This is a genomic window from Nocardia wallacei, from assembly GCF_029868745.1.
Classification (GTDB): Bacteria; Actinomycetota; Actinomycetes; order Mycobacteriales; family Mycobacteriaceae; genus Nocardia; species Nocardia wallacei_B.
The window spans coordinates 1-26023 of record NZ_JARWOP010000295.1 but is presented as its reverse complement, the minus strand read 5'-3'; the positions used below and the strand labels follow the sequence as shown (position 1 = coordinate 26023).

The window sequence follows — 26023 nt, the reverse complement described above, 5'->3', positions numbered from 1 at the left end:
CGATGACGACACAGCAAGCTCCGGCAATTCATGTGCAGGGTCTGGAGAAGTCCTACAAAGAACTGCATGTCCTGCGGGGCGTGGAGTTCGACGTCGCGCGGGGCAGCATTTTCGCCTTGCTCGGCTCGAACGGAGCGGGCAAAACCACGGTCGTGCGAATACTGTCAACGCTACTGAAGGCGGACGCGGGCACGGCTGCCGTCAATGGCTTCGACGTCGCCACACAGGCGGCCGACGCACGCGAGTCCTTCAGCCTCACAGGACAATTCGCCGCCGTCGACGAAATCCTCAGCGGGCGCGAAAATCTCGTGCTCATCGCCCACCTACGGCGCCAGAAGAACCCCGGCAAGGTCGCCGACGACCTGCTCGAGCGATTCTCGCTGACCGACGCGGCCGCCCGGCGAGTCTCGACCTATTCCGGTGGCATGCGCCGCCGCCTCGACATCGCCATGAGCCTGATCGGGAATCCGCCGGTCATCTTTCTCGATGAGCCCACCACGGGGCTCGACCCCCAGGCGCGCATCGAGGTGTGGCAGACCGTCAAGGCACTCGCCGCACGCGGCACCACGGTACTGCTCACGACGCAGTATCTCGACGAGGCCGAACAACTCGCCGACCGGATCGCGATCCTGCACAAGGGGCGGATTCTCGTGAACGGGACCCTCGCCGAACTCAAGCAACTCCTCCCGCCCGCCGAAGTCGAATACGTCGAGAAACAACCCACTCTCGAAGACGTCTTTCTCGCCCTGGTCGGCGAGGACGACAACGGTGACATCGCAGCGTCGGCACAGACCGGTAAGGACCAACGATGACCACGCATTTCCTCGGCGACACCGGCTACCTGCTGGGCCGATCCCTGCGCCACATCCTGCGTAGCCCGGACACCATCATCACGACCGCGATCACGCCGGTCGCCATGATGCTGCTGTTCGTCTATGTATTCGGCGGCGCGATCGACACCGGGTCGGATTCGTATGTGACCTACCTGCTGCCCGGCATTCTGCTCATCACGATCGCCTCGGGCATCTCCTACACCGCATATCGGCTGTTCCTGGATATGAAGAACGGTATTGTCGAGCGATTCCAGTCCATGCCGATCACACGGTCGTCCATCCTGTGGGCACACGTGCTGACCTCACTGGTCGCCAATCTGATCTCGCTCGTGGTCGTCATGGGCGTCGGCCTGCTCATGGGCTTCCGCTCCGGCGCCGGCGTGTCGGCGTGGCTCGCGGTCGCCGGCATCCTGTTCCTGTTCACCCTGGCGCTGACCTGGCTCGCCGTCATCCCCGGCCTCACCGCGAAGACCGTCGACGGCGCGGGCGGATTCTCCTACCCGCTCATCTTCCTGCCGTTCATCAGCTCCGCGTTCGTGCCGACCGGTTCCATGCCCGGCCCCGTGCGCGCATTCGCCGAACACCAACCGGTGACCTCCATCGTCAACACCCTCCGCGACCTGTTCGCGCAACAGCCGGTCGGCAACGACATCTGGATCGCCCTGGGCTGGTGTGCCGGAATCCTCGTCGTCGCCTACCTGTTCGCCACGTCCATCTATCGCCGCAAGATGGCCTGACCACCACCCACCGTCCCGTAACAGCGCCGTGGTCGAGCCGGAGAAACGAGGAACACCGATGGCCGAGCAACACTTCGGCGACACCGCGTTCCTCCCGCATCGCTCCGTACGCCACCTCACCTGCCACCTGAACGCCGTCCTCACGACCGTGACCCTGCCGATCGGCTTCTGCTCGAAAGCCGTTGTGTCGCAGGCACTCGAGCGCTCCGCTCACCTCCGCGGCCACCGGCCGGCATGAACCGAGAACGTGCCTCGACCGACCGTCACCTCGCTGGCGGCGGCGATCGTGACCGGCGCCCAGTGGCGGGGTTGCATGATCCCGATCCCGAGCAGATGGCCGATATCGCAGCGACTTTCGCGCTGCATCCGCTGGCGGTGGAGGACGCGGTCACGGGCCGGCAGCGTCCCAAACTCGACAGGTACGACGACACCCTGGTCCTGGTGATGCGGACCGTCGCTTACGTCGAACACGAATTGCACACTGTCAGCGAGATCGTGGTGACGGGAGAGATGCTCGTGTTCGCCGCGCCGGATTTCCTGGTCGCGGTCCGCCACGGTGAGCATTCCGGTCTGGCGGGACTGCGCCGGGAACTCGAGGCCGACCCCGTACGGCTGGCGCTGGGGCCGGCGGCGGTATTGCACGGGATAGCCGACTTCGTCGTGGACTCCTATCTCGACGTCGCGCAATCGGTCGGAGACGACATCGACCAGATGGAAGAGGCGGTCTTCTCGCCCGGCCGCCCGATGGCGATCGAACCCATCTACCAACTCAAACGCGAGGTGGTGGAGATGCGGCGCGCGGTCGTGCCGCTCGGCGTCCCGCTGCAGGTCCTGGCCAAACCGGATGCCCCACTGAGCAAGGAGATTCGCCGCTACTTCCGTGACGTCGCCGACCACCACACGGTCGTGGCCGAACGCATCCATGATTTCGACGAGACGTTGAGCGCTCTGGTCAGCGCCGCGCTGGGCAAGGTCGCGGTGCAGCAGAACACCGACATGCGCAAGATCTCCGCGATGGTCGCGATCGCCGCCGTGCGCACCATGATCGCGGGCATCTACGGAATGAACTTCGACCACATGCCCGAATTGCGGCAGGTCTGGGGATATCCACTGGTACTGGCGATCATGGTGACGATCTGCATCGGCCTGGTCGTCGCGTTCCGCCGCAACCACTGGCTCTGAGCGCGCCGGTAGGCCCCGGACTGCCCGCCTGCGCCCTTACCGATCGCCACCGGAGTTCAGATGTCGGGACGACTCAGCGTAGCGACGCAGGATGTGCCGCTCTCGAAAGGCGGTGATCGACCGATACCGGCTGGGCCCGCAGGAGATGCGCGCCCAGCGCGAGCAGATCAGCGTCGGCGGGCGGACCGGATACCTGTGGCGCCAGCCGCAGGCGTGCGAGGTCGCCGCCCCGTCAGGTGACAGCGACTTCATCACCTGGACAGTCGACACGACCGCGGCGCCGGCGAGAGATGTGTGCGCGGGCACTCGCACACTCGCTGAGACGACATTGACGAAGAGGTAACAGTGATGCGGCGCAATCGGTTTCGGGCGCTGCCCGCAGCTGTGGTACTGGCGGTCGGTGTGCTGGCAGCGTGCTCGTCCGGCGACCGGTCCGAGGCGGCGCCGGACCCGGCGGAGGCGAGCGGATTGGCCGGGTGCGGTCCGCTGACGGACAAGGACATCGCCGTGACCGCAGGACTGGACGGTGTGCGCGCGCAGGCCGCGCCCACAGTGTGTTCCTGGGTGGGAGTGACCGCGGCCGGTGACAGCGTCGATGTCTCCTACAGCTGGTTCCGGACGAACTCGCTGATGTTCGACCGGCAGATCGCCGTGCAGTTGGGGTACCGCACCGAGACCTTCGTGAGCGAGAGCTTCGGCGGGTTCGAGTGGCACGATCCCCGTGACGCGGCGTCGTGCGGGGCGTCGGCGGCCGACTCGGGCACGGTGACCTGGTGGGTGCGGCTGCGGGCCCCGGCGCCACAGCCGGATCCGTGTGAAGCGGCCCGACAGCTGATCTTCGAAACCGTCCAGCTCGACGGGTAACCGGCGCGTGGCCGGTCTGGGGTCGGGACTCACCACTCGCTCGCCGAACAGGACGCCCCGACGCGAGTTGCCTTGTCCGCCAGCTGTAAACAGGGCGTCAATACCGGCATCGGTGACTGGAGGAATCCGTTAAAAACCCGCCGCCAGGTACCGCTTGGGCGGGAAGCGGCAGTTCATTTCGCTATGTTGAGCCTGCTCAACGTCGAGAACACACAGGCGGAGAACGCGATTCGCGGCCATCGGAGGGCGGCCGAACAGTCCCGTCGGCGCACATTCTGTGCGTGATTCGCATCCACGGATGGCAGCGGTTGCCTGCCGGGCCCGAGGCTGCGTTCTCGACGCACGATCAGGAACAGGAAGTTATGAACACGATGGTCCGCGCGCTCAGCGTGGTAGTGACGATGGCAGGCGCCGTGGGTTTCGGAGCCACCGCGGCCGTAGCCGCCCCGGCGGCACCGGAAAGCCGCACGCTGAGGACGGAGATCATGCCGGGCGTGCTCTACACCAGCGACACAGGCGACCGGTCCGTGGTTATCGAGACCGGCACGGCCAGCCTCATCACCCAGGGCGGACAGTTCCAGGTGCGGGATGCCGCCGGCAGGGCGGTGGCCGGCGTCGCGGAATTCGCGGTCGAGCCGAAGGCCCTGGCAGCCGCGGTGGCTCCGGAGAACGTGCGGGACGCGGTGCGGGAAGCGACCCCGAGTCTGCGCCTCGACCACATCGATGGTGACCCCCGGACCGAGCGATTCGACGCGGCGATTCAGGCCGCTGTCAACGAGTTCGGCCTGGCGAGCGGAGTCGGAACCATGACCGGTGGTCTCATCGGCGCCGCCGTCGGTTGCGGTGTCGGTGCCGTGGCGGGTGCGATCTTCGGGGCGCCCGTCCTCGATGCCGGCGGGCTGACCCTCCTCGCCGGCTGTCTCGCCGGCGCGGGAGTCCTCGGCGGTCTGGGCGCGATCCTCGGCGCAGCAGTGGTCGGAGTCCCGGTGGGTATCGCGTCCGCGATCAAGTTCCAGCACACCATGAACCAGCCGTACGACTAGAGAGCAGCGGCGCGCTCGGCGCAGCGACCAGGCCGAGCGACGCCGCTCTCACGACACTGCCCGCGGGGCGGCTTCTGCTCGAAAGCCGTTGTGTCGCAGGCACTCGAGCGCTCAACCACCCAGCGGCCACCGGTCGGCCTGACCGAGAACCGGGGCCTGCCCGGCCGGAGGGCACGCAGGCAACCGGCAGGTCGCCGACATCATCGACGCGCGCCCACCGCGACCCGATGGCGCGCTGCGGCGCGTCAGGCTGCGGGCCGGCAATCGAGGAGCTGATCGATGGACACTCAATCCGATACCGCGACACCGAATCACACCGCCGACGGCCGGGGGCCGGTCCGGACCGCGGTCGTGGTCGGTGCGCTGGGTGTGGTGTTCGGTGATATCGGTACCAGCCCGATCTACACCCTGCAGACGGTGTTCAACCCCGACGATCCGCACCCGGTGCCCGTCGGCGCCGACAACCTGTACGGCGTGGTATCGCCGATCTTCTGGTCGGTGATGATCATCGTCACCCTCACCTACGTCACGCTGGTGATGCGGGCCGACAACGACGGCGAGGGCGGGATCATGGCCCTGATCACCCTGCTGCGCCGCCTCGGCGGAGCGCGGGGGCGGCGCACCACCGTAGTGCTGGCCGGGCTGGGCATCTTCGGCGCCGCACTGTTCTTCGGCGACAGCATGATCACTCCCGCGATCTCGGTGCTGTCCGCGGTGGAAGGCATGAAGGTCGTCGAACCGGGCCTGGAACGACTGATCGTGCCGATCACGGTGGTGATCATCGTGGCGTTGTTCGCGGTGCAGCGCCGCGGCACTGCGGCGGTCGGCCGATTGTTCGGCCGGTGATGATCGCCTGGTTCGTCACGATCGGCGCCTGCGGAATCGCCGGCATCACACGGCATCCCGAGATCTTGAAGGCCCTGTCGCCCACCTACGCGTTGAGCTTCCTGGCCGGGCACTTCGGTATCGCGTTCTTCGCGCTGGCCGCGATCGTGCTCTCGGTCACCGGCGCCGAAGCCCTCTACGCCGACATGGGCCACTTCGGTCGACGCGCGATCACCCGCGGCTGGCTCGGCCTGGTGCTCCCGGCCTGCACCCTGAGCTACCTCGGCCAGGGCGCGCTGCTGCTCGGCGACGACGACGCAGCGGCCAGCCCGTTCTTCCTGCTCGCCCCGGGCTGGGCGCGGCTACCGCTGGTGATACTCGCGACCGCGGCCACCGTGATCGCCTCACAGGCGGTCATCACCGGCGCCTACTCGGTGGCCGCCCAAGCAGCCCAGCTCGGGTACCTGCCGAGGCTGCGGGTGACACACACCTCCGAATCGACCATCGGGCAGATCTACGTGCCATGGATCAACTGGACACTCATGGTGTCGGTGATCACCCTGGTCTTCGCGTTCCGCAGCTCAGCGGCCCTGGCATTCGCGTTCGGCATGGCGGTAGTCGCCACGATCACCATCACCACGCTGCTGTTCTTCTACATCGCCCACACCACATGGCGGACCCCGCTCTGGCTGATCCTGCTCGGCGCCGTCCCACTGCTCACCGTCGACCTGCTGTTCCTGGCTGCGAACATGACCAAACTCGTCCACGGCGCGTGGCTGCCGCTGCTGATCGGGATCACCGCCTTCACCGCCATGACCACCTGGCAGCGCGGCCGCGACATCGTCACCCACGCCCGTGAGGCAAAAGAAGGATCACTGCGCACCTTCATCGACCAACTACACGACCACCAGCCACCACTGCGGCGCATCCCCGGCACCGCCGTATTCCTCAACCGCGGCAAGGAAACCGCGTCCCTGACGATGCGAGCCAACGTCGAACACAACCACGTCCTGCACGACCACGTGGTGATCATGTCGATCGTGACGCTCCCGGTGCCGCGAGTACCCGACACCGACCGCACCGAGGTCGACGCACTCGGCTGGGCCGAAGACCGCATCATCCACGTCTCCGCACACTTCGGCTACATGGAAACCCCGAACATCCCCGACACCCTGCGCCGGCTCGACCCCGCACACACCGAGGGCCCCATCGACATCGACAACGCCTCCTACTTCCTATCCAAGATCGAACTGAAGAAGGGCCCCGCACCGACCATGGCGCCCTGGCGCAAACGCCTGTTCATCGCCACCTCCTACATCACCGCCGACGCCGCCGAATACTTCGGACTACCCGGGGAACGCACCGTGATCATGGGCGCCCGCGTCGATGTGTAGAAAAGCCGACCCGGACACCGTCTCCACGCGGTCCCGCCGCACGGACAGTTCACGCAGCGCGACGCGCTGGCTCCGCGGCTTCGAGCCGCTCATGGACCAGAGCTTGGACCGGCAGGTGACGCGGGAGCGCCCGGGCGCAGGGCAGCTCGAGCACAGCGTGTCGCGGTATCGCGGGGGAATCACGTCATCGCGCTGGTCAACGCGGTTCGTGCGTGCTCGCGCAACCAGATGTGTGCCGGGTCGGTGTCGTAGCGCTGATGCCATGACATGTACACCGCTGCGGGCGGCAACTGCAACGGCAACGCCAGCAGGACCAGGCCGAGGTCCGCGGCGCCTGTGCGCGCGGTGGATTGTGGGATGGTCACGACGAGGTCGGAGTCTCGCACGAATTCCAGGGCGGCTTGTTCAGTGGGCGCGCTCGCTACCACGTGGCGGGCGAGCGCGAGGCGGGCGAGCGCGTCGTCGAGAAGGTTGCTCAGGCGCCCGCGCCGCGAGACCGTGATGTGCTCGGCCGCCGCATACCGCTCGGGGGTGAGGGTCTCGACCTCGGTGAGCGGGTGCCCGTGGCGCACGGCGATCACATGCTGAGTCTCGGCGATGCGATCCGCGCGGATCTCGGGGGCGGATGGGCGGTCGGCGTCTGCGGCGAGATCGAGTTGCCCGCGCCGTAGCTCGGGGGTATCGATGCTGGATTCGGCGATGAAACGCAGCCGCACCCCGGGTGCCTGCTCGCGCACGACTGTGAGCAGGCGGGGGCCGCTCAGGGCCACCAAAGCGTCGTGCCAGCGCAGGGTGAATGTGCGTTCGAGTGTGGCGAGGTCGAGTTCGCGATTGGGCGCCAGAACGCCTCGAGCCTGTCCCAGCAGATCGTGGACCTGTTCGCGCACTGACAGCGCGTAGGGCGTGGGAGTCATCGTCCGTCCGGTGCGGACCAGGATCTGATCCCCGGTCGTGCGCCGGATCCTGCCCAAACTTCGGCTCATCGCCGGCGCGGTGACATGCAAGCGCTCCGCCGCACCTGCCACGCTGCCTTCCTCCAAGAGCGCGTCGAGCGCTGTGAGCAGGTTCAGATCCAATTGCATGACAGTCATCTTAAACGTGCCTTACATGCACTTGATGTTAACGATCGGGGTTCTACGGTCGAGAACATCACCGCTGCTCAAACAAGGACCACCACCATGCCCGAGTCGATAACCGACACCTTCTCCACCGCCGCCGACCCTGCCCCCACCGCCGCGCTGCTCGCACAGACCGAGGCCGCGGTCCGCGCGGCGAGCGCGCCGTTGCGTGAACGATTCGGCGAGGTCACCCTGTCCCGGACGCGTGGAGAGTTGATGGCGGCACTTGGCGCCAATGACGGTGTGGTCCTGGACATTCTGCGCCCGCGGCTGCACACGTTGCGCCCACACGCCGGCTGGGTGGAGCAGGAACAGGAACTCGACGGTGGCGCGCTGCCGGGGGGTGAATGGTGGGTGGTGGATCCGGCCGAGGGCAACGTCAATCACCTGCGTGCGTTGCCGGAGTGGGCGGTGACCGCCACCCTGGTTCGCGACAACGCGCCGGTGCTCACCGTGGTCCACCTGCCGTTGACCGGCCAGACCTACACTGCGCTCGCCGGTGGCGGTGCCTACCTCGATGGTCGCCGCCTGCAGGTGTCGGGGGCCACCGACCTCGCGTTGAGCATCGTGGCCACGAGCCAGGCCCGCCCGGACGAGCCGGAGCGCCTGGTGCGGCGCGTCGGTGCCTCGATCACCGAGATGTTTCTCGACGCGCTCGTGGTGCGCACGACGGTGCCCGCGACTCTGCATCTGACGAATGTGGCCGCCGGGCGGATCGAGGCGTTCTGGCAGTTCGCCGGGGCTCGCGCGGACCTGCTGCCCGGAGCGCTGCTCGTCGCCGAGGCCGGCGGACGGATCTCTACCACCGACGGCAGCCCCTGGACCCCCGACAGCGACAGTTTCCTGGCCGGCGCCCCCGGCGTCCACGCCGCCGCGACAGCCACGCTCTCGCGCTGACCCCACCGACCACAACAGCACACAGAAGGACTTTCACGATGAGCACCATCGCTGTTCTCGGGCGCGGCCGTGTCGGCAACGCCCTGGCCACCGCACTGACCCACGCCGGACACGAGGTGAGCGTGGCAGACAGCTCGCCCGGCGCCGCGGCCGCGGCCACCGCGACGGCGCAGATCGTCGTCAATGCCACCCCGGGCGCCGGCTCGCTCGAGCGGCTGACCACACTCGGCGAGCGATTGCGCGCCAAGATCCTGATCGATATCGCCAACGCGACCGTCGACGGCCCCGACGGGCTGCCCGCCGGCCTGCTCTACCCCGGCTCGAGCCTCGCCGAGCAACTGCAGGCTGCCCTGCCCGACACGCACGTGGTCAAAACGCTCAACACGATGCTCTACACGGTGATGACCGCGCCCAGCATCCTCACTCGAGCCCCGACGGTATTTCTCTCCGGCGACGACGCGCAGGCCAAACAGGTCGTGGCCGGGCTTCTGACCGACCTGGGCTGGCACCAAGAGTGGATCACCGACCTCGGCGGGATCGAGACCGCGCGCGCCACCGAAGCCGCGATCCTGTTCGTCCCGCACGTGATCCGATCACGCGGCTTCGCACCCTTCGCCATCTCGATCGTTCACTGACCAACCCGGTTCGGGCGCTCGCCGGCTACAGCGCTCCGCTACTCGTTGCGGTGACAGTCAGGTGGCGTCGAAATCTCGCCGTCGGCTCCGACCCTGGACGGCTACTGCCGCAAGGGGATCGGCGAGGTGGGTCACCGGTACCCCGATCTGCCGATAGCTACACGGGTGGCGCCCCCTGCGTGAGTGGCTGGGCGAGGGGCACGTATTTCGGGTGTTTGTCGGCCGCGGTCGATCGGAGATTTCGAGGTAGCGGCCGAAGAGGTTGTAGCCGTCGAAGCGTCGGTCGGCGCACCGGATCCGGTACAGCTGTTTCGCCTGGGCGGGTAGGTCGACCGGACCGTCACACTGAATCCCTCACGGCGGATCCGGCTCCCACCTTTCATTTGCCGGTGATCGGGAAAGCGAAGCGCGTCACTATCGCTGCACTCGGCGGATCAGCCCGTATCGGCGTGTGTCCCGGCTGCGCAGTCCGGTAGCTCGTCGTTTGTTGGCGCCGTTGTAATGTGAACTTGGCCGGATGATGAACTACGTTTCGTTCTGTTTAAATGTGTTGCGTAGCGCCACTTCTGGGAACTCGTCGTTTCCCGCCGTGTGGGAGGCTCGGGAAAGCGACTCGGTCGCGAACGGCGAATGCGAAAGCGGCGTATCTATCGTGCTCAATCAGGACGAGAAAAGCCTCGGAACGGCGACAGTCGGTGCACGTCACCGGGTTTGCCGGCCACCTGCGGCGGCGTTCACCGATCCGACGGCCAGGATGCTGCTGGCCAACGACGGTCTGACAACGCCACTGCTGGAGGCATCGCTCGGAACAGCACTACATATTCGAGTGGTGCACCAGGACGTGGTATCGGCCGATCGTGTGTCGGAGACGGTGGCGCGATCGCTGCGTGTCGACGAGGACTGCAAGGTCGTCGTGCGCCACTCCGGCCTGGTCGATCCGAACCTGGTGCTGGTGTCGATGAATCATGTGGTGGCTGAACAGAGTTCGGCGACAAGGTTCGGCATAGACGGCCCCGGCCCGATCGGTTACCACCTGGTGTCTCGTGGCGTGGCCCATTCCCGCCGTGTGTTGTGGGCGGGCCTGGCTCGTTGGATCGATGGCCGGGCGTGCGTCGCCAAGGCCTATGTGATCGATGTCGGCGGCGTGCCGGTGTGCTATATCAAGGAACGCTTCAACCCGGACCTCATCTCGTCGGAATCGTGCCCGGACACATCCGGCAGCGGAACCGGCGAACCGGAACCTGTGCTGGTCGACGAGGTACACCGTGATCGGCCGAACGAGCCTGGAGTTCCGCCGACAGACAGCGGTAACCGGCCCGCGCTGCACCAGCCGTCCTGGCCGGATGCCGCAGCGGCAGTGCGCAGTACGGACCGGCTCCGGTCGCTGCCACCGCTCGTCGGTGCTGCCGAATGTGAGGCGCTGACGACCGAGTTGGCCGCCGCGACAGCGGGGCGAGCGTTCGTCCTCCAGCTCGGAGACTGCGCCGAGACCTTCGAGATGTCCCACGTGCAGGCGTTGGCCGACAGACAGGCGCTCGCGGCCGCGGCCGCCGCGGTGCTGAGGCACGGATGTGGCATCACACCGGTCGTGATCGGTCGCGTCGCCGGCGAATACGCGAAACCGCGGTCACAACCGCTGGAGCAGGGCACCGGGCTGCACTCCTATCTCGGTGACATGATCAATGGGTATGAGCCCGACGCGGCGAGCCGGACACCCGACCCGAGCCGGATGGTCGATGCTTATTTCCACGCGGCGGCAACGCTGAATCACCTTCGCACCCAACCGACACCGTCGGCGGACGCGGCGGCGCGGTTGCTTCGGCACGCCGCCGACCTCTGTGATCACCGCGGTCCGGTGCGGTTGCTGCGCGATGTCGCCGACCTCCTGGATCTGGTCACGACCGCATCGGAGGGTGGCCGGAACCAGCACGGCCCGCTCATGCGGGTGTCACACGAGGCGCTGCTGCTCGACTATGAGCAGGCCCTGACCCGTCGCGGGCCCGACGGCCGGTGGTGGGACTGCTCGGCCCATCTGCTGTGGATCGGCGAGCGGACCAGAGATCCGGCACACGCGCATATCCGCTTTGCCGAACTGATCAACAACCCGATCGGGGTCAAACTCGGCCCGGCGACCCGCCCGGCAGACGTCGTGACACTGTGCCGCCGCCTCAATCCCAGCAGAGTTCCGGGCCGGCTGACCCTCATTCCACGCCTCGGCGTCGATCGTGTCGCGACGGTGCTCCCCGCACTGCTCGAGGCCGCGGCGGAGACCGGAACGCCGGTGTGCTGGGTCTGTGATCCCATGCACGGCAACACATTCGTGACCGATCAAGGGATCAAGACTCGTCGTGTCGACGAGGTGACCGCCGAGATCCGGGCCTTCTTCGGCGCCTGCCGAGCCACCGGTGTCACGCCCGGCGGCCTGCATCTGGAGACGGCTCCGGAACCGGTGACCGAGTGCGTCGGCGGCTGGCAGCGGCTGCGCGAAGACGAACTCGCCACGAACTACCACACGCGGTGCGATCCGCGGCTCAACGCCGCTCAGACACTGCAATGCGTCACCGTCGCTGTCGACGAACTCGGGTCGTGGCCGGAGTAAGCGGTCACGGAAGGAAATTTCGAATGTCGATCGAACACCACAACTCGCCCAGCCTTTCTGCGCGGCAAACGAATTCGTCCCGCATGCGAACGTCGGCACACATCGCCGCCGCCCTGATCGCCGGACTGGCACTCACCTTCGGACCAAACCCGGTCGTACGGGCCGACGACGCGGTCACCATCTGCCAGGTGGATGTGTCGGCACCCGCTCGGGAACAAACGGTCCGGGTTTCCGAGGTCGAAGCCACGGCCCTGCTGGCGGTGACGCCGGCCTATTCCGGTCCGTGCGCGGAATATGGGCAGAGCGCGAATCTGGGCAGCGGCCGGATCATTGCCTACTCCCAGACCGACAGCGCCGGAACACCATTGGTGATCGGGATGGCCGCCACCGACAGCGCCTACGCCGCACTGCCGTACGACCCGCCGTCAAGCGGATTGTACTGTTACGACAAGGACGCCGACGGCGCTGTCGATCCCCACCACGAGTGCGCCGGGGGCCACGAGAACGCGCTGCCGTTACATGAGAACTTCACCCGCCGAGACGACATACCGTTCACCTATGTGCTGGCGAACTGGAACCCGCACGGCCATGTCCCGCCGGGCGTATGGGACACAGCTCATTTCGACGTCCATTTCTATCTGAACGACAACCCCGACCGGCTGGCGATCCGCCCCGGCCCCTGCCCGCAGCTGACGGCCTGTGCCGACTACGCACTCGGCAAGAATCTGCCCGCCGCGAAATACCGGCCGCCGAACTACACCGACCTCGACGCGATCGAGCCGGCCATGGGCCAGCACTTGATCGACAAGACCACCCCGGAATTGAACGGCGGCGCGTTCACCCACACCTTCATCTACGGCAGCTGGAACGGCGAGATCACCTTCTACGAGCCCATGGTGAACCTCGATCACTACAACGCGCTGCGCTCCGGGGCGATCGGGGACACCTGCACTCCGATCGAACAGCCGCGGGCGTGGCAGCGAGCCGGCTGGTATCCGACCCGGTACTGCCTGCGCCATCGCGCCAACCGGTCCGAAACCCTCACGACCCTGGAGGAATTCGTCTATCGCCAGGCAAGCTGAGGCAGGTCACTTCCCACGACGAACAATACGGGCGTCGCACTGTATTCGCCATCCCACCGAAGCGTACGACGCGCCGGCCGACCGGGTGCTCCGTCACAACGGTGGAGCGCCACCAAGCCAGCAGTTCGTCCATGCGATGGTCTCTCCAGGTGGAATAGATCATGCATTGGCCGCGGGGCAGATCGTCGAAGGTCAGCCAGATCGCGTCCCGTCCATTGTGAGTCGCGCGCAGGACGCCGACGGTCCCGGACCTGCGTGGCCACAACTCCAAGAGTGGGTAGCGCTCACGCAGACCATTCCGAATGTGGCCCTGGATGCAATCGATGCCTATGAAAGGATTCCGGTTGGTGCGAGGATCACCCGCGCATTCGATCCTCGTCTCGTTGCTGGCATCCGCTTCGCAAGTGAGACGGTTGTACCCGGCTTCCGCGTCCGCGGGGATTTCTTGGCCGGCGTGCGGCATGGGCTTGCCAGGAAGCAGCCGCGGGAACATGTCGGCAACCCACTGGCTCCGGCCCCAGGGGGAGGCGGCGGCGACCGCCGGTGTCGTCGCGGGGGCGGTGGAACGAGCAAAATCGTCGGAGGGAAGGCTCACCGACACGAATTCCCGCGACAGGCAGCAAGAAAGTGCCAGCGGTCCCGGCCCACGTATCGGACTGCCATTCCCGGCGCGCCCCCTGCGGGTGCGCCCAATAGCGTTCGAAGTCCGCGAGCCGCACCCAGTCGATGATCGCGCTGACCAACAACAGGGCGACCGTACCCGCCATCAGGACGATCGCCGCGACACCGAGCACAAGTAAGGGGCGGACGCCTCCACCGGGCCGCGCGGTCTCGACCGGCCGTTCGATTGACATGTCTCGATCCCTCCCCGTCCGGCAATGCAGCCGTCCGGCGCGGCCTGCTGCCCCACGGCATCCTGTCCGGTCCACATGCTGGCACTGTCGCAGGCGTCATTGCCGACCATGGGAATGACGCGTCCGGCCACGAATGGAACAGGAAACCAGCGTTCGGCCACGAATGGCTGACCCCTACCGCCAAGACGGCGCAGCAGCAGACGATCTTCCGGTTACCTCCCGATCGGACCGACATATCCCCGGCGGTCAGCCAACCGAACTGCTTCCACGGCTGCGGTCACTGAGCCCACAGACACCGCCGGGCCGGCGTGACGGTGACTCGGCGTCTTCCCTTGTGCGCCAGTAGTTCCGGTACACCAGCTCGGTTTTCGGCATGGAGAAGAATTCTCCATGAGACCTTCCCAAGTCGAGGCGGACCATGCCTGAGTAATGAGAAGGGCGCGCGGGTGCGAGCGCAGTAGGCTCGCCGTGGTCCGTCCGCGGCGGGCGGTCTTGAATTTTCGGGATAGTCTCGGAAATGGTCATGAGAGACAGTGAAAGCCAGGTCGGAGTAGTCTCTGACCTGGCCTTTCTGTCGGGCTGACAGGATTTGAACCTGCGACCACCTGACCCCCAGTCAGGTGCGCTACCAAGCTGCGCCACAGCCCGTTGCGCTCGCTTTCGCGAGTGCTCGATGAGATTACCTCAGGACCCCCCGGTGTCACCAAATCGCCATGGTGGTGGGGTCAGTCGAAGGTTTGGACGAGTTTGCCTCGGGTGTGGCGGGTGGAGACTTCGGTGAGGGCGGCGGGGACTTCGTCGAGGGTGAGGGTTCGGGTGACCATGGGGTCTAGGTCTTCCTCGGCGACCAGGGCGAGGAGGTCGCCGAGCATGATGGCGAGGTCGGCGCGGGCGCGGTGGTCGCCGTAGCCGTGGGCGGCGCCGAGGGCGATCTCGTGGACGGACGGGGCGAGGGTGAACGGGGGGACGGCGGCGAGGTCGGGTCGGCCGGCGACCGCGGCGAGGCCGCCGCCGTGGACCAGCAGCGCGAGGTTGGCGGTGGCGGAGGTGGGGCTGACGGTGTCGACCACACGGTCGACGCCGCGGCCGTCGGTCAGTTCCCGGACGCGCGCGGCGACGTCCTCGGTGCGGTAGTCGATGACGTCGGTCGCGCCCAGGTAGCGGACGTGATCGGCGTTGTGGGCGGAGGCCGTCGTGAGCACGCGGGCCCCGGCCCAGGAGGCGAGTTGGACGGCGAATCCGCCGACCCCGCCGGCGCCGCCGGTGACGAGCACCGTATCGCCGCCGGCGACCTGTAATCGCCGAAAGACGGCTTGGTAGGCGGCCATTCCCGCGCAGGGCAGGGCGGCCGCGGAGGCCGAGTCGACGGAGTCGGGTATCAGCGCCACGGTGAGGACGTCGGCCAGTGTGTATTCGGCGAGGCCGCCGGGTCGGCGCAGGTCGCCGTGGTATGCGACGCGTTGTCCCACACGGACGGCCGTCACGTCCTCCCCCACCGCGTCGACGGTGCCGGCGACGTCCAGGCCGAGGACGTGCGGCCACGTCCAGTCGAGATGGCCCACGGCGGCGACCTGGTAGTCGACGGGGTTGAGACCGCAGGCCTCGACCCGGACCCGCACCTGGCCCGGACCCGGTTCGGGCACAGGCAATTCGGCGAGACGCAGCGTGTCGGGAGGGCCCGGCCGATCCAATACGAGGGCGCGCATGGCCGTACCGGGCGTGCTCACACCACCGCCCGGTCGCTGTCCCGGCGCGGGCCCGAACCTGTCCCACGGGTGTACTGGGGCGCCGTCACCGCAGGTGCGGACCGGTGCGGCAGCTCGACGGCCGCGGGCGGCAGCGGGGGCTCGGACACGGGATTCCTTTCCACGGTTGATCCGTCAGCAAGCCTAGACAATTCCTCCGACGAATCAGCGAACCCACAGGTCGGCAGCCCTGTTCGACCCGTCGCCCCAGCCTTCCCAAAATATTCCTTGACACGAATATTCTTCTTAGTGAATACTTTGCATCATGGAGCAGATCGCATCAGCACTCGGAGACGGCGCCCGCTGGCGCATCGTCGAGCTCCTCGCCGAACGGCCCCGGTCCGTCGGCGAACTGGCCGAACTCACCGGGCTGCGCCAGCCGCAAACCACCAAGCACCTGCAGACGCTCGGCCGCGCGGGCCTGGTCACGGTCACTCCCCTGGGCCAGCGCCGTATCTGGGCGGCCGAGGCGGCACCGCTGCGCGATTTCGAGGAGCGGCTGCGGGAGTTGATCGACACCGTCGAGGCGAACGCCGGCGAGCGCGATGTCGTGACCCGCTACCAAGCCGCCATCGAGGCGGAAACCGCTCGCGCGCAACAGGATCACTGGGCCGACGGGCGCACCTTCGCCTTCGACCGCGTATTCGCCGCGCCGCGCAAGGTCCTGTGGCGGCACTGGGCCGACCCGGACCTCCTCGCGTCCTGGTGGGCTCCGCCGTCGATGACCATCGTCGACTGCGCGATCGACCCGGCCCCGGGCGGCCGCGTCGTCCTCGACTATCGCGACGCCGAGGGACGGTACCGCTCGGAGGGACAGGTCCGCGCCGCAACGCCACCCGATCGTCTGGCGTTCGATCTCGCGGTCCTGGACTCGGCCGGCGCGGTCTCGTTCACCGGCCACTACGACTTGGCATTCACCGACGTTCCCGAAGGCACCCGGCTGCGGCTGGACCTGCGGATCACCGATACGGCCGTCGAGGCCGTCCCCTTCATCGCCGGAATCGAAACCGGCTGGGGCCAAGTCCTCGACAAGCTCGCCGACACGGTCGGCGCTCCCCGAAGCAACACCCCCGACACACCGAAGGAAGACCAGTCATGAGCAACTCGACCGAACGCAAGGTGACCGCCAATATCGCCCTGACCCTGGACGGGCGCTACAGCGGCCCCGGCGGGCCCGGCGACATGGGCGCGATCGTGCCCTACGCGGTCACCGAGGTGGCACGCAATCACCTCACCCGCATCTGGGAGAACGCGACCACCGCGGTCCTCGGAAGGCTGAATGCCGAAGGGTTCCTGGGATTCTGGCCCACGGTCGCGGCGGACGACAACGCCGATCCGCGAGACCGCGGCTACGCGAAATGGCTGGTCGACACGGAGAAGGTGGTCCTGTCCACCACGTTGACCGAAGCGCCGTGGGAGCGCACCCGGATCGTGAACGCACCAGCCGCCGATGTCGTCACCGAGCTGAAAGCCACCGGCTCGGGCGACATTCTGGTCAACACCAGCGCCAGCGTCATCAAGCCGCTGCTCGCGGCCGACCTGATCGACCGCCTCTACCTCCTCATCACCCCGGAGATCGCGGGCGGCGGTGCGCGGCTGTTCGACGACGGCCTGCCCGGCACGAAATGGGCACTGGCACACCAGGACACCGGCGACCTCGGCGAGGTCGCCCTGGTCTACGACCGTGTCCGCTGAGTGCCGGTCACGCTCGCGCACGCGGTGGATGATCTTCCCGTGCGCGAGCGGCCGGGCTCACGCATACTCCCCTTATGTCGGACTACGACGAGTTCGGGCTGTTCGCCGAGAACGCGGCCGAGGCGGGTCTCCCGTGGACCGGTCCCCCGCGGGTGCGGCGGGTCTCGATCGAGATCGGGGCCGGGCGCCGGGTCAGCGGGCTGCACTGGGGAGACGGGGAGCCAGAGCTGGTGCTGCTGCACGGCGGCGCGCAGAACGCGCACACCTGGGACACGGTGGCACTGGCGCTGCGGCGTCCGCTGCTCGCCCTGGATCTGCCGGGCCACGGCCACTCCGACTGGTGGACCGATCACCTCTACACACCGCAGTTGCTGGCGGAGGCGGTCGCCGCCGCCGTCGCGACCGCGGCGCCCCGAGCCGCCGCGGTTGTCGGCATGTCTCTGGGCGGGCTGACCGCACTGCGCCTGGCAGCCCGGCACCCGGACCTGGTGCGGCGGCTGGTCGTCGTGGACGTGACTCCGGGCGCGGGCGACAATCCGGGCAAGACCGCGGCGGTGGTCACATTCGTCCAGGGCCCTGCGGATTTCGCGTCGTTCGACGAGATCCTCGATCGCACCGTCGAGCACAACCCGGGACGGTCCGTCTCGTCGCTGCGCCGCGGCATCCTGCACAACGCGCGGCAACGCGAGGACGGCCGCTGGGTCTGGCGATACGACCGGATCCGTCCCACCGCGGACGGCACGTTCGACCTCACCGCGCTGTGGGACGACGTCGCGGCCGTGCGGGCGCCACTGCTGCTGGTGCGCGGTGAACGCTCGCCGGTCGTGGACGACGCCGATGTGGCCGAACTGCTCCGCCGCCAACCACGCGCGCGGGTCGTGGTGGTCGACGGAGCGGGGCATTCGGTGCAGGGCGACCGCCCGATCGAATTGGCCCGGCTCATCGACGATTTCACCGCCGACTGACCGGGCCCGGGGCGAGCTACTCCGCGTACAAGGCGGCCCGCAATGCCGCAACGGCTTGCGCCACAGCGGCTTTGGCGGCCTGGGTGTCGTGCATCGAGTTGACCATGACGAAGTCGTGGATGATGCCGCCGTAGCGGGTCTGCGTCACCGGGACGCCCGCGGCGCGGAGCTTGCCCGCGAACGCCTCACCCTCGTCGCGCAGCACATCGGCCTCGGCGGTGATCACGACCGCCGGCGGCAACCCGGCCAGCTGCTCGGTGGTGGCGCGCAACGGCGATGCGGTGATCTGCGCGCGATCCGCCGCACTGGGGGTGTACTGGTCCCAGAACCATTGCATCCCTTCGCGAGTCAGGAAGTACCCGGTCGCGAACTCGTGGTAGGAGGCGGTGTCGAAGCCGGCGTCGGTGACCGGATAGAAGAGCACCTGCCAGCGGAACGTGACGTCACCACGCTCCTTGGCCATGAGAGTGAGCGCGATGGCCATATTGCCGCCGACCGAATCGCCCGCGACCGCGAGCCGGGCCGGGTCGAGCTGCTTGCCGGCGCCGTGCGTGGTGACCCACTGGGCGACGCGGTAGGACTGCTCGTTGGCCACCGGGTAGCGGACGTCGGGCGAGCGGTCGTACTCGGGGAACACGACGGCCGCGTGCACACCGACGGCGAGGTCGCGCACCAGCCGGTCGTGGGTGTGCGCGTCGCCGAAAACCCAACCGGCGCCATGGGTGTAGAGGATCACGGGCAGAGTTTCGGTGGCACCCCGTGGTCGCACGATCCGGGCCCGCACCGAGCCGGTGGGACCGCCCTCGACAGTGACCCACTCCTCATCGACGTCGGGCTTGAAAATCGGTGTGTCCTGCACCGAATCCACGGCCTTGCGGCCCTCTTCCGGCGGCAGCTGGTAGAGGAACGGGGGCTCCGAGGTCGCGTCGACGAACTCCTGCGCCGCCTGCTCCAGCGAGATTCCCAGCGGGTTACCTGTCATCGTCGTTTCCTTTCGGTCATCGGGACAACACCGAGTCTGCGCCGGGGCATCGGCCCCGCGCCCCTCCCCACGGGACGTGAAAGCACCCGTTCAGGACACCGCGGCCGCGACCGGCGTGCCGATCCCGGACGCCGATCCGGTCGACCGGAACCGCTGCTGGTACTTGCGCGGCGAGATACCGAGCCGGGTCATGAACGCCCGCCGCAACGCCTCGCTGTTACCGTAACCGGCGATCATCGCCGCATCGGTCACGCTGCGTCCGGCGTGCAGCATGTCGCGGGCGACGCCGAACCGGATGAAGGCCACGTACTCCGCGGGCGAATGCTCCAGCTCGGTGCGGAACAAGCGGGTCAGATGCCGGACGCTGACCTGGGCGTGCGCGGCCAAGGTCTGCACCGTGTGCGGGAACGCCGGATCGGCACAGATCAGGTCGACAACCTTACGAACGAGCGGACTGCGCGGCACCGGCCCGGTCAGCGACGCCGAGAACTGCGACTGCCCACCGCCGCGCTGCATGTACACCACCATCAGCTGCGCGACCCGCCGCGCGACATCGGCGCCGAAATCCTCCTCCACCAGCGCCAGGGCCAGGTCCACTCCGGCCGCGACGCCGGCCGAGCTGTACAGGTTGCCGTCCCGGACGAAGATCGCATCGGGTTCCACCGCCACGGCGGGATACCGCCGCTCGAGATCGGCCGCGAACTTCCAGTGCGTGGTGGCGCGCCGGCCGTCGAGCAGACCGAGTTCGGCGAGCACGAAGGCGCCGCTGCACACGGAGGCGAGCCGGCGCGTGTTCCACGAGAGATGCCGCGCCGCCGCCAGCACCTCGGGCGTCAGGAACTTGGCCGGCGGCAGTTCGCTGCCCGGGATGACGATGGTGTCGAACCGTCCGGCCTCGGTGGCGGCGCCGCTCACCTCGATCCGGGCGCCGATCGAGGTCTGCACGCTCGCCCCGTCCGCCGAGATCAGTACCACCTCATAACCCGGGGCGGCCTGATTCGCCTCGATGAACACCTCCGCCGGACCCGCGAAGTCGAACATCTTCACGCCGTCGAAGACCAGGATGCCTACGCGGCGGCGGGGCGAGTCGGTTGACATGACCACCATCATTCTGGAGGCGCGCCTCCAGAACAAGTAATGTGTGCCGTCTCGCATCGGATTGCTACGGTGAGCGCATGGGACGGCCACGACAGTTCGATGAATCGAGCCTGCTCGATGCCGCGACCGACCTGTTCTGGACCCGAGGGTTCGACGACACCTCGGTGGACGACGTGTCGCGGGCCGCCGGTGTCGGCAACGGCAGCATCTACGCCGCGTACGGCAACAAACGGGGCCTGTTCCTCGCGGCGTTCGAACGCTATTGCCAGCACCGCGCCCGGTTCGTGCGCGACGTCGTCGCGTCCGCGCCCGGTTCCGCCCGCGACGCGGTGCGCGCGCTGCTCGCCGCGATCGTCGACGACTGTGCGGCACAACCGGATCGGCGCGGCTGCCTGATGCTCAACAGCATCGCCCAACTCGGCAACCGCATCCCCGAAGTGGTCGGGATCGGCGCCCGGACCACCGCGGCTATGGAGCAGGGTGTCGCCGAACGGCTGCGCCGCAGCGCCCGCCGCGACCTGCCGGAGCCCGATCTCGCGGCACACAGCGCCAATATCGTGGTGGTGGCGCAGGGCCTGATCCATCTGAGCCGCTTGGGAACCCCCCGTCCGCGACTGCTCGAGATCGCGGACGTATCGGTCCGGACACTCCCCGGAGCCTGGGCCGATCGGGACTCGTCGGCGGTAAGGTAGCGCAGCATTCCCGCCCGGCGTCCGACGGGAAACGCCCTGCATACCAACGCTTCCCAGTGAAGCCTAGCGTTGCCCCGCCACGAGATTCTCGTAATACGCGGCCATTCCCGGGTAGTAGTCGGCGAAGTCGGGCTGTGGCGCGCCGTCCCGCGCCGCTCCGAGCAGGTCGAGGTAGTACTCCCACCCGGGCCCCACGTGGTTCACCTGAGCGATCTCGTCCTCGGTGAGCAGATGATGAACGAACCGCAACTCCGTGACGCCCGCCGCCTCGCTGAGCACCAGTTCCAGCCGCCACGCGCCGTAGTCGTCCACGGCGGATACGCCGAGCCGGTGCGGCGGATCACAAACATCGATGTGCATATCCATCCACGGCTGCTCCTCCTCGAAAGCCATCTGCACCTTGATGGTCCGACCCGGACCGGGCTCGCCGGTCCATGGACCGAACCATCGGGCCGTGCGGTCGGACTCGGTGACGCTGGCCCACACGTCATCGATGGGAGCGCGGTAGGTGCGGGTGAGCACCAGGTCGCGGCCCTGTTCGGCGGCCAGCAACCGGCCGGTGGGTGTCGGGGTCATGCGGTCTCCTCCTTGTGCGATTCTGCTGCGGGACGGGTCGCGCGGCGCTCACGGCGGGTGCGGTACACCTCGGTTTCCAGCGCGTCGAGGTGCTGCGCCCAGCCCGGCCGCGCCGCGAAACTCGTTATCCAGTCGGCGATTTCGGCCAGGGGCGCGGCGTCGAGCAGGTAGTACCGCTGCCTGCCGACGAGTTCGTCGTGCACCAGGCCGCTCTCCCGCAGCACCCGCAGGTGCCTGCTGACGGCGGGCCTGCTGATGTCGAAGTGCTCGGCGATGGCGCCCGCCGTCAGCCGGTTCTCACGCAGCAGTTCCAGGATTCGTCGCCGCACCGGGTCCGCGATCGCCCCTGCCACCTCGTCCACACCGAAAGCGTAACCAAGTGGTTACAGATTGTCCAGCCCGGCCGAGACCCCAGAATGGGACCATGACCGATATCGAACGTTTTCGAATCGACGTCCCCGACGATGTGCTGACCGACCTGCGCCGACGCCTGGCCGACACCCGCTGGCCGGAGGCCGAGTGCGTCGACGACTGGAGCCAGGGGATCCCGCTGGCCTATACCCGGGAACTCGCCGATTACTGGGCCACCGAATACGACTGGCGGGCTCGGGAATCGGCGCTCAACCAATTCGACCAATACGTCACCGACATCGACGGACTGCCCATTCATTTCGTCCACCAGCGCTCACCGCACCCCGACGCCTTCCCGCTGATCATCACGCACGGCTGGCCCGGTTCCATCCTCGAATTCGGCAAAATCATTGCGCCCCTGACCAATCCGACAGCACACGGCGGACGCGCCGAGGACGCCTTTCATGTCGTCTGCCCATCGCTGCCGGGATACGGATTCTCCGGGAAACCGACGACCACCGGGTGGGACGCGAGCCGCATCGCCGCGGCCTGGGAAACATTGATGACCCGGCTCGGCTACGACCGATTCGGCGCCCAGGGCGGCGATTGGGGCGCCGCGGTCACGACGGAGATCGGCCGCAACGTCGGGCACTGCGTCGGGATCCACACCAATATGCCCATCGCCACGCCCACCGAGGCGGCGCTGCGCAACCCCACCGAGGCCGAACGCGACGCGCTGGCCGCCCTGAAGTACTACCGGCGCTGGGATTCCGGATATGCCAAACAGCAGTCCACCCGCCCGCAGACCCTCGGCTACGGCCTGCTCGACTCACCGGTCGCGCTACTCGCCTGGATCGTGGAAAAATTCTGGTCGTGGACCGATTGCGACGGCCACCCCGAGAACGCCCTGACCCGAGACGAAATCCTCGACAATGTAACCCTGTATTGGATCACCGGCACCGGAGCCTCCTCCGCACGCCTGTACTGGGAGAGCACGGCCGCGTTCCGCCGCGGCACGCGAGTCGAAATCCCTACCGGGATAGCCTCTTTCCCCAAGGAAATCGGCCGCGCCCCGCGCTCCTGGTGCGAACCGAACTACAACATCACCCATTGGACCACGATGCCCCGAGGCGGCCACTTCGCCGCCTTCGAACAACCGGACCTCTTCACCACCGACCTCCGCGCCTTCTTCGCCACCGTCCGTTGACGGCGGTCGCGTGACATTCGACACGGAACAAACTCTCCGGTCCGAGCCGTTACTGTCACAGCATGATTCAGCGCGGCCACGGATCGGGACAGCGGGGACCAGTGAAGGACACGATCGCATGACGACAATCCGATACCCGGGCGCCGAATCGGTGGAGGAGATCACCTCACGGTTCATGCTCTCGATGCCCGGCGGCATGATGCCGATGCTGTGCGGATTCCGTTACGACGGCGCCAGTATCGCCGCCGACTTCGTGCCGGCCCAGCTGACCGAGGACCACTCCGAACTCGACCCGCATCCGATCCATGCCAGCGCCGCGCAGTTGCGCCGCAATCTGGGCTCCGACATGTTCGGCTTCGGCCTGGTGTTCATCGTCTTCGCGGACCAGCTGGACGGCCGCGACGAGAACCGGCACATCCCCGCGCAGATCCACACCGCCGCCGAACAACTGCCCGGCGCCGACGACCTGATCGCCGCCGTCACCATCGACGCCACCGGCCGCCAGTGGTGGGCCGTGGTGCCGCGGCACCTACAGGATCTGGAGCCGGTCCGGATCCACGTCCCCTCCGCGCCGCGCGAGGATTGGCGGATCCCCGACAACATCACCGCCTGGCTGTGGATGGCGGCATTAGCGCTGGATCAGTCGAACCGGCCGCGCCTGCGCCAGCTGCTCGCCGAGCCGGAGGGAAATTCCGGCGGGGCGGCGTCGTTCATCCTCTGACGCATTCCCGGCGGCGAGCACGAAGTCGAGCACCGCGCGCGTGACGAGGCGATGATCCGGCTCGTGCAGCAGATCGTGCCCGGCGCCGGCGAATTCACGCACGACGCACCGGGTTCCGGCCGCCCACGCTCGGACCGGCTCGATCGGAGCGATCCGATCCTCGGTGCCGTGCAGTGCCAGGGTCGGCACCGGCGGCGGGGCCACACCCATGTCCAGCACCTGTTGCGGAGTTCCGGTCAGCACCACCGCCGACACCTCGCCGACGGCTTCGGCGCCGGAGGCCATCGCCACCAGCGCCGTGCCCGCGCCCAGTGAATGCCCGGCCAGTACCAGCGGCACGCCGGGATACGCCGCGCGAGCTACGCCCACGAGATGCAGGACGTTCGCGACGAGATGGTCGGCGGGCGCCTGGGCGTTCCACTCCCCCTCGCTGAGGCCATGGCCCAGATGGTCGATGCCGAAAACCGCGATGCCATGCCCGTTCGCCGCTCGGGCGAAGCGATGATAGTCGGCGCTCTGCTGCCGCAACCCGTGCAGCAGGACCACCACCGCCCGCGGCTGTTCCGCGGACCACCTGCGGTAATGAACCCGGCCACCGGCCCCGTCGAAGTACACCATGGATCGAGTATCACATAGTTAGGTCAGGCTAGCCTTACCTACGTCGGATCGGTGTGGAATTCCGAAAGGCCTTCGCTGGCACGGAGTTTGTCGGCCATGACGGCGAGCAGATTCTGGGATTCCGCGGAGAGGTCGAAGGCGCGACTCGAGAGCCTGCGCAAGTTGTATCCCCGTAGTTGCGAGAGCAGTTCCAGATCGTGGTCGACGCGGGCCGCGTAGACATCGTCGGTGAAATACTGCGGCTCCACCTTGAAGAACTTCGCCAGCGCCGCGATCGTCTCGGCGGAGGGATTCGTGCGTTGCCCGGAGCGCAGCTGCGAGAGGTAGGGCTTGGAAACCGGCTGGCCCGCCGCGGCGAGATTGGCCGCAACCTCGGCATTGCTGAGCGGCGGGCGTCCGGGAGGATGAACAGTGGCGAACAACTTGTTCAACCGATCCGCAAAACTCGCCATGATCCCCGCAAACTCCTAAGCTCATTTTCGCAATGCCGTCCCGGCCACGCGCGGCCGTTGTGCACGACCACTCGCGCGCGAGGCTGTAGCAGTGAAAACTACGCTCTCGGCGAAGATCCCGCTACCGAACTGTGGTAGCGCACAAGTATTCCGGCCTCGGTTACCGGTCCGTATCCGAACCGTTCACGCGAACGCGGATCGCAAGCCCGTACGGAAACCGGGGCCGCACAACGGAACCGACCGGCGCGGCACCGCCGCACCGCCGTCCGATTCGACCGCTTCGGACCTGACCGGCCACGTCACGGCGGCGCGGCCCGCACTTCGAATGACGCGCCGCGAATCCCTGTTACGTCCCACAAATGGGAACGGATTCGTAATTATCTTCGCGGCGAGCTAGCGTTACGTCACATACATTCTTGCGAGCATTGGAGGGGTTACCGTATGGCAAAGAAGGTCATCGTCGAGCTCGTGGACGACTACGACGGCAAATCCAAAGCCGAGGAGACGGTTCGCTTCGGCATCGACGGCGTGGAGTACGAAATCGATCTGTCCGTCCGCAATGCGGGCAAGCTCCGCAAGGTGTTCGAAGAGTGGATCGAGCCGGCCCGCAAGGTGGGGCGAATCCCCAAGGGCAAGAACAAGATCGCCGCCCGGCCGCGTAACGACAGCGGCCAGACGGCGGCCATCCGCGACTGGGCCCGTAAGAACGGTTACAACGTCTCCAGCCGTGGCCGCGTCCAGGCGGACATCATCGAGGCGTACAACAAAGCCAGCTGACGTCGCACACCGTCACGAAAGCCGGGGGGGGGGGGGCGCACCGCCCCGGCGGGGGAGGGTGTGTGGTAGAAAAAGAGGGGG

The 26023-nt window shown here is 67.5% G+C and carries 27 protein-coding genes, 1 tRNA gene and 1 pseudogene; 19 read left to right on the top strand and 10 right to left on the bottom strand.

Features of this window, described 5'->3' with window-relative positions:
• Positions 1 to 2 precede the first annotated feature (2 nt).
• From QH470_RS27175 to QH470_RS27140, 8 genes and pseudogenes are all read left to right on the top strand, one after another.
• Positions 3 to 812, top strand: a complete 810-nt coding sequence (locus QH470_RS27175) for an ABC transporter ATP-binding protein (protein ID WP_280275198.1) — start codon at positions 3 to 5, stop codon at positions 810 to 812.
• Complete coding sequence (locus QH470_RS27170; RefSeq protein ID WP_280275197.1) at positions 809 to 1570, top strand: ABC transporter permease; 762 nt, start codon at positions 809 to 811, stop codon at positions 1568 to 1570. Before QH470_RS27175 ends, QH470_RS27170 begins: the two co-directional genes overlap by 4 nt.
• A gap of 58 nt (positions 1571 to 1628) precedes the next feature.
• Entirely contained in the window at positions 1629 to 1808 is a 180-nt protein-coding gene (locus tag QH470_RS27165) for a hypothetical protein (protein ID WP_280275196.1), read from the top strand.
• Positions 1805 to 2752: a magnesium and cobalt transport protein CorA gene (locus tag QH470_RS27160; protein ID WP_425302790.1), complete on the top strand. Its 948-nt coding sequence runs from the start codon at positions 1805 to 1807 to the stop codon at positions 2750 to 2752. Before QH470_RS27165 ends, QH470_RS27160 begins: the two co-directional genes overlap by 4 nt.
• 91 nt (positions 2753 to 2843) lie before the next feature.
• Complete coding sequence (locus QH470_RS27155; protein ID WP_280275195.1) at positions 2844 to 3095, top strand: DUF3558 family protein; 252 nt, start codon at positions 2844 to 2846, stop codon at positions 3093 to 3095.
• Between the two features lie 5 nt (positions 3096 to 3100).
• The gene (locus QH470_RS27150) at positions 3101 to 3616 is read left to right on the top strand and encodes a DUF3558 domain-containing protein (RefSeq protein ID WP_280275194.1); all 516 of its coding nucleotides are present in this window, start codon (positions 3101 to 3103) and stop codon (positions 3614 to 3616) included.
• A 362-nt stretch (positions 3617 to 3978) separates the two neighbouring features.
• Entirely contained in the window at positions 3979 to 4659 is a 681-nt protein-coding gene (locus QH470_RS27145) for a DUF8020 domain-containing protein (protein WP_280275193.1), read from the top strand.
• A 279-nt stretch (positions 4660 to 4938) separates the two neighbouring features.
• Positions 4939 to 6878: pseudogene (locus QH470_RS27140) on the top strand (potassium transporter Kup).
• 179 nt (positions 6879 to 7057) lie between these two features.
• Here QH470_RS27140 and QH470_RS27135 read toward each other — a convergent pair.
• Positions 7058 to 7960, bottom strand: coding sequence for a LysR family transcriptional regulator (locus QH470_RS27135; RefSeq protein ID WP_280275192.1), 903 nt, complete (start codon positions 7958 to 7960; stop codon positions 7058 to 7060).
• Positions 7961 to 8056: 96 nt separating this feature from the next.
• On the opposite strand from QH470_RS27135, the gene QH470_RS27130 reads away from it, so the two are divergent.
• The 4 genes from QH470_RS27130 (at position 8057) to QH470_RS27115 (ending at position 13209) form a co-directional block, all read left to right on the top strand.
• Positions 8057 to 8893 (top strand): inositol monophosphatase family protein, encoded by an 837-nt coding sequence (locus QH470_RS27130; protein ID WP_280275191.1) that lies wholly within the window; start codon positions 8057 to 8059, stop codon positions 8891 to 8893.
• A gap of 38 nt (positions 8894 to 8931) precedes the next feature.
• Complete coding sequence (locus QH470_RS27125; protein WP_280275190.1) at positions 8932 to 9528, top strand: NADPH-dependent F420 reductase; 597 nt, start codon at positions 8932 to 8934, stop codon at positions 9526 to 9528.
• 754 nt (positions 9529 to 10282) lie between these two features.
• Positions 10283 to 12127 (top strand): 3-deoxy-7-phosphoheptulonate synthase, encoded by a 1845-nt coding sequence (locus QH470_RS27120; protein ID WP_280275189.1) that lies wholly within the window; start codon positions 10283 to 10285, stop codon positions 12125 to 12127.
• Positions 12128 to 12210: 83 nt separating this feature from the next.
• Positions 12211 to 13209, top strand: coding sequence for a hypothetical protein (locus QH470_RS27115; protein ID WP_280275188.1), 999 nt, complete (start codon positions 12211 to 12213; stop codon positions 13207 to 13209).
• A 1428-nt stretch (positions 13210 to 14637) separates the two neighbouring features.
• On the opposite strand, the gene QH470_RS27110 is transcribed toward QH470_RS27115, so the two are convergent.
• The 3 genes from QH470_RS27110 to QH470_RS27100 form a co-directional block, all read right to left on the bottom strand.
• Positions 14638 to 14711, bottom strand: a tRNA-Pro gene (locus QH470_RS27110).
• A gap of 77 nt (positions 14712 to 14788) precedes the next feature.
• Positions 14789 to 15790, bottom strand: a complete 1002-nt coding sequence (locus tag QH470_RS27105) for a zinc-binding dehydrogenase (protein ID WP_280275187.1) — start codon at positions 15788 to 15790, stop codon at positions 14789 to 14791.
• Positions 15787 to 15918, bottom strand: coding sequence for a hypothetical protein (locus tag QH470_RS27100; protein WP_280275186.1), 132 nt, complete (start codon positions 15916 to 15918; stop codon positions 15787 to 15789). The genes QH470_RS27105 and QH470_RS27100 overlap by 4 nt, the downstream gene beginning before the upstream one ends.
• 155 nt (positions 15919 to 16073) lie before the next feature.
• Here QH470_RS27100 and QH470_RS27095 point away from each other — a divergent pair, with 155 nt between their 5' ends.
• The 3 genes from QH470_RS27095 to QH470_RS27085 all read left to right on the top strand — a co-directional run bounded on the left by QH470_RS27095 (position 16074) and on the right by QH470_RS27085 (position 18468).
• Positions 16074 to 16907 (top strand): metalloregulator ArsR/SmtB family transcription factor, encoded by an 834-nt coding sequence (locus QH470_RS27095; protein WP_280275185.1) that lies wholly within the window; start codon positions 16074 to 16076, stop codon positions 16905 to 16907.
• On the top strand, positions 16904 to 17503 hold the full coding sequence (locus tag QH470_RS27090) for a dihydrofolate reductase family protein (protein WP_280275184.1): 600 nt from the start codon (positions 16904 to 16906) through the stop codon (positions 17501 to 17503). Before QH470_RS27095 ends, QH470_RS27090 begins: the two co-directional genes overlap by 4 nt.
• A 74-nt stretch (positions 17504 to 17577) precedes the next feature.
• Positions 17578 to 18468 carry an alpha/beta fold hydrolase gene (locus QH470_RS27085; protein WP_280275183.1) on the top strand — a complete coding sequence of 297 codons (891 nt, stop codon included), beginning with the start codon at positions 17578 to 17580 and terminating at the stop codon, positions 18466 to 18468.
• Positions 18469 to 18484: 16 nt separating this feature from the next.
• On the opposite strand, the gene QH470_RS27080 is transcribed toward QH470_RS27085, so the two are convergent.
• Together QH470_RS27080 and QH470_RS27075 are read right to left on the bottom strand one after the other, a co-directional pair.
• Complete coding sequence (locus tag QH470_RS27080) at positions 18485 to 19450, bottom strand: alpha/beta hydrolase (protein WP_280275182.1); 966 nt, start codon at positions 19448 to 19450, stop codon at positions 18485 to 18487.
• 90 nt (positions 19451 to 19540) lie between these two features.
• A complete protein-coding gene (locus QH470_RS27075) occupies positions 19541 to 20548 on the bottom strand; it encodes a GlxA family transcriptional regulator (RefSeq protein WP_280275181.1) in 1008 nt (335 codons plus the stop codon).
• 77 nt (positions 20549 to 20625) lie between these two features.
• On the opposite strand from QH470_RS27075, the gene QH470_RS27070 reads away from it, so the two are divergent.
• On the top strand, positions 20626 to 21240 hold the full coding sequence (locus QH470_RS27070) for a TetR/AcrR family transcriptional regulator (protein WP_280275180.1): 615 nt from the start codon (positions 20626 to 20628) through the stop codon (positions 21238 to 21240).
• 63 nt (positions 21241 to 21303) lie between these two features.
• Here the strand turns inward: QH470_RS27070 and QH470_RS27065 are convergent, their stop codons facing one another.
• Entirely contained in the window at positions 21304 to 21816 is a 513-nt protein-coding gene (locus tag QH470_RS27065) for an SRPBCC family protein (protein WP_280275179.1), read from the bottom strand.
• Positions 21813 to 22178, bottom strand: a complete 366-nt coding sequence (locus QH470_RS27060; RefSeq protein WP_280275178.1) for a metalloregulator ArsR/SmtB family transcription factor — start codon at positions 22176 to 22178, stop codon at positions 21813 to 21815. Before QH470_RS27060 ends, QH470_RS27065 begins: the two co-directional genes overlap by 4 nt.
• 71 nt (positions 22179 to 22249) lie before the next feature.
• Here QH470_RS27060 and QH470_RS27055 point away from each other — a divergent pair, with 71 nt between their 5' ends.
• Both QH470_RS27055 and QH470_RS27050 read left to right on the top strand, forming a co-directional pair.
• A complete protein-coding gene (locus QH470_RS27055) occupies positions 22250 to 23374 on the top strand; it encodes an epoxide hydrolase family protein (protein ID WP_280275219.1) in 1125 nt (374 codons plus the stop codon).
• 118 nt (positions 23375 to 23492) lie between these two features.
• Positions 23493 to 24095 (top strand): hypothetical protein, encoded by a 603-nt coding sequence (locus QH470_RS27050; protein ID WP_280275177.1) that lies wholly within the window; start codon positions 23493 to 23495, stop codon positions 24093 to 24095.
• Here QH470_RS27050 and QH470_RS27045 read toward each other — a convergent pair.
• Both QH470_RS27045 and QH470_RS27040 read right to left on the bottom strand, forming a co-directional pair.
• Positions 24003 to 24713 (bottom strand): alpha/beta hydrolase, encoded by a 711-nt coding sequence (locus QH470_RS27045; RefSeq protein ID WP_280275176.1) that lies wholly within the window; start codon positions 24711 to 24713, stop codon positions 24003 to 24005. The genes QH470_RS27050 and QH470_RS27045 overlap by 93 nt on opposite strands.
• A gap of 38 nt (positions 24714 to 24751) precedes the next feature.
• On the bottom strand, positions 24752 to 25165 hold the full coding sequence (locus QH470_RS27040; protein ID WP_280275175.1) for a helix-turn-helix domain-containing protein: 414 nt from the start codon (positions 25163 to 25165) through the stop codon (positions 24752 to 24754).
• Positions 25166 to 25606: 441 nt separating this feature from the next.
• Here QH470_RS27040 and QH470_RS27035 point away from each other — a divergent pair, with 441 nt between their 5' ends.
• On the top strand, positions 25607 to 25942 hold the full coding sequence (locus QH470_RS27035) for a histone-like nucleoid-structuring protein Lsr2 (RefSeq protein WP_187683724.1): 336 nt from the start codon (positions 25607 to 25609) through the stop codon (positions 25940 to 25942).
• The last annotated feature ends 81 nt before the right edge of the window (positions 25943 to 26023 follow it).